The sequence below is a fragment of the Cupriavidus sp. WS genome (genome assembly GCF_000395345.1).
Classification (GTDB): Bacteria; Pseudomonadota; Gammaproteobacteria; order Burkholderiales; family Burkholderiaceae; genus Cupriavidus; species Cupriavidus basilensis_B.
Map to the genome: position 1 here is coordinate 1 of NZ_AQPL01000168.1, position 3,126 is coordinate 3,126.

3 protein-coding genes are annotated in these 3,126 nt (G+C 71.3%); all 3 read left to right on the forward strand.

The features are described 5' to 3' along the window. Positions 1-10: 10 nt before the first annotated feature. The 3 genes from K206_RS0114605 (at position 11) to K206_RS0114615 (ending at position 3,072) form a co-directional block, all read left to right on the forward strand. Positions 11-697 carry an SCP2 domain-containing protein gene (locus K206_RS0114605; RefSeq protein WP_020203143.1) on the forward strand — a complete coding sequence of 229 codons (687 nt, stop codon included), beginning with the start codon at positions 11-13 and terminating at the stop codon, positions 695-697. Between the two features lie 70 nt (positions 698-767). Continuing rightward, the gene (ubiB, locus tag K206_RS0114610; RefSeq protein ID WP_020203144.1) at positions 768-2,345 is read left to right on the forward strand and encodes a ubiquinone biosynthesis regulatory protein kinase UbiB; all 1,578 of its coding nucleotides are present in this window, start codon (positions 768-770) and stop codon (positions 2,343-2,345) included. A 52-nt stretch (positions 2,346-2,397) separates the two neighbouring features. Beyond that, positions 2,398-3,072 carry a methyltransferase domain-containing protein gene (locus K206_RS0114615; RefSeq protein ID WP_020203145.1) on the forward strand — a complete coding sequence of 225 codons (675 nt, stop codon included), beginning with the start codon at positions 2,398-2,400 and terminating at the stop codon, positions 3,070-3,072. The last annotated feature ends 54 nt before the right edge of the window (positions 3,073-3,126 follow it).

Consider the following 3,126-nt stretch of genomic DNA (forward strand, 5'->3'; position numbering starts at 1 on the left):
CGACCCCCTTATGCCCACCCTCCCCACCGCCCTGACCACGCCTCCGATCACCGCCCTGAACCACCTGCTCGAGCAGGAGCCGTGGGCGCTCTCGCTGCTCCAGCCGTTCGCCGGCCGCGCGCTGCGCTTCGACGCGGCCGCCTTCACGGTGGTCCTGCGCGTCACCGGCCAGGGGCTGGTCGAACCGGCGCCGGCGGAGGAGGCCCCCGCGGTGACGCTGACCGTGCCGCTGCAGCAATGGCCGCTGGTGGCATCCGACATCGCCGACGGCGGGCAGGCGGCGGCGATGAAGCACGTGCGCATCGAGGGCGATGCCGAGCTGGCCAATACCGTGTCGACGCTGGCGCGCAACCTGCGCTGGGACGCCGCCGAAGACCTGTCGCGCGCGCTGCGCGGCATCCTCGGCGGCCCGCTCAGCGACAGCGTGGCGCAGCGCGTGGTGCAGGGCGCGCAGGACGCCCGTGCGCAGGCCGCGCGGCTGGGCCGCACGCTGGTCGAGAACGTGACCGAATACCTGCTCGACGAGCAGCCCACCCTGGTGCGCCACGCCGCGCTCGACACGTTCGGCACCGGGGTGCGGGCGCTCGGCGACGATCTCGCGCGGCTGGAGAAGCGGCTGGAGAAGCTGGAGCAGCGCGCCCGCCCGCAAGGCGGCGCGGCCGCGGGGGCGGGCAGCCTGCCGTCGGCCCACCGCTGAACGCCGCCCGCCCATGCCGATGGCTGTGCCCGCATCGGCCAATCCGTAGCGCCCAAATACTGAAACCTGCATGACCCGCTTCCTGCGCCTTTGCAAGATTGTCTTCGTCATCCTCTACTACGGGCTGGATGAACTCGTGCTGTCCGGCTTCAAGAGCCGCCGCATCCGCTTCCTGGTGCGCGTCATCACCATCGGGCGCAAGCTCGACATGCCGCGCGGCGAGCGCCTGCGGCTGGCGCTGACGCGGCTCGGGCCGATCTTCGTCAAGTTCGGCCAGGTGCTCTCGACCCGGCGCGACCTGATGCCGGCCGACATCGCCGACGAGCTGGCCAAGCTGCAGGACCAGGTGCCGCCGTTCGACCCGGTGGTGGCGGTCAAGATCATCGAGCGCTCGCTGGGCCGGCCGCTGGCCACGCTGTTCGAGAGCTTCGACCACCAGCCGGTGGCCAGCGCGTCGATCGCGCAGGTGCACTTCGCCACGCTCAAGGGCGGCTCCAGCCACGGCCGCGAGGTGGCGGTGAAGGTGCTGCGCCCGGGCATGCTGCCGGTGATCGACAGCGACCTCGCGCTGATGCGCGACCTCGCCGCCTGGCTCGAGCGCTTCTGGGCCGACGGCAAGCGCCTCAAGCCGCGCGAGGTGGTGGCCGAGTTCGACAAGTACCTGCACGACGAGCTCGACCTGATGATCGAGGCCGCCAACTGCAGCCAGTTGCGCCGCAACTTCAACGACACCAGACTGCTGCTGGTGCCCGAGGTGTTCTGGGACTTCTGCAGCAGCGAGGTGTTCGTGATGGAGCGCATGCACGGCGTTCCCATCTCGCGCAACGAGGCGCTCAGGGCGGCCGGCGTGGACATGCACAAGCTGGCCGAGGAGGGCGTGGAGATCTTCTTCACCCAGGTCTTCCGCGACGGCTTCTTCCATGCCGACATGCACCCCGGCAACATCCTCGTGTCGGTGGCGCCGCAGACGCTGGGCCGCTACATCGCGCTGGACTTCGGCATCGTCGGCGCGCTGTCCGAGTTCGACAAGAACTACCTGGCGCAGAACTTCATCGCCTTCTTCCGCCGCGACTACCACCGCGTGGCGCTGCTGCACGTGGAGTCCGGCTGGGTGCCGCCCGACACGCGCGTGGAAGAGCTCGAAAGCGCGGTGCGCGCCTGCTGCGAGCCTTACTTCGACAAGCCGCTCAAGGAGATCTCGCTGGGCATGGTGCTGATGCGCCTGTTCCAGACCTCGCGCCGCTTCAACGTCGAGATCCAGCCGCAACTGGTGCTGCTGCAGAAGACCCTGCTCAACATCGAGGGTCTGGGCCGCCAGCTCGATCCCGACCTCGACCTGTGGCAGACCGCCAAGCCCTTCCTGGAAAAATGGATGCACGAGCAGGTCGGCTGGAAGGGCGCGTGGGAGCGCATCCAGGTCGAGGCGCCGCAATGGGCCAAGATGCTGCCGGACTTCCCGCGCCTCGCGCACCAGTTCCTCGAGCGCCGCGCGCTGGTGGACAACGGCCAGCAGGAGAAGCTGCTGGGCACGCTGATCGCCGAGCAGCGCCGCACCAACCGCCTGATCGCCACGGCGCTGCTGCTGGCCGGCGGCTTCCTCGCCGGCATCGTGCTGACGGAACTGCTGAGCCTGGGCGGCTACCTGTAGCCCGCCGCGTTCGCGGCCCGCATCGGGCAGGACAATCACAAGGAGACACGGCGTGACCGAAGCCAACAAGGGCGGCAAGGACAGCAAGGACAGCAAGGAGCGCAAGGACAGCGACCCCGGCAGCGCCGCCGCGCCCGCCTTCGCCACCCGCGACGCCGCCGACCCGGCGTTCTGGGACGAGCGTTTCGAAAAGGGCTTCATGCCGTGGGACCTGGGCGGCGTGCCGGCCGAGTTCGCCGCCTTCGCCACCGCGCTGGCGCCGTGCCCCACGCTGGTGCCCGGCTGCGGCAACGGCTGGGAAGCCGGCTGGCTGCACGCGCGCGGCTGGCCCGTGACCGCGATCGACTTTTCGCCGCAGGCCGTGGCCAGCGCGCGCCACGCGCTGGGGCCGGCCGGCGCCGTGGTGCGCGAGGCGGATTTCTTCGCCTTCACACCGGAGCCCGCCTGCCGCCTGATCTACGAGCGCGCGTTCCTGTGCGCGCTGCCGCCGGCCATGCGCGCCGCCTACGGCGCGCGCGTGGCGGCACTGCTGCCGGCGGGCGGCCTGCTGGCCGGCTATTTCTTCCTGGACGAGACCCGCGGCGGCCCGCCGTTCTCGATCCCGCGCGCCGGGCTGGAGGCGCTGCTGGCGCCGGCCTTCGAACTGGTGGAGGACCGTCCCGCCACCGGTTCGCTGCCGGTGTTCGCCGGGCGCGAGCACTGGCAAGTCTGGCGCCGGCGCGCATAGGCGCCCGCGTTTTCCCGGGGCGCCGGCGCGCGCGGGCCCGCCTGTGGCGCCCGC

Bases quoted from the DNA above. Each gene is read 5' to 3' on its own strand.
- K206_RS0114605 (WP_020203143.1), top strand. From the start codon at position 11: ATGCCCACCCTCCCCACCGCCCTGACCACGCCTCCGATCACCGCCCTG.
- ubiB (WP_020203144.1), top strand. From the start codon at position 768: ATGACCCGCTTCCTGCGCCTTTGCAAGATTGTCTTCGTCATCCTCTAC.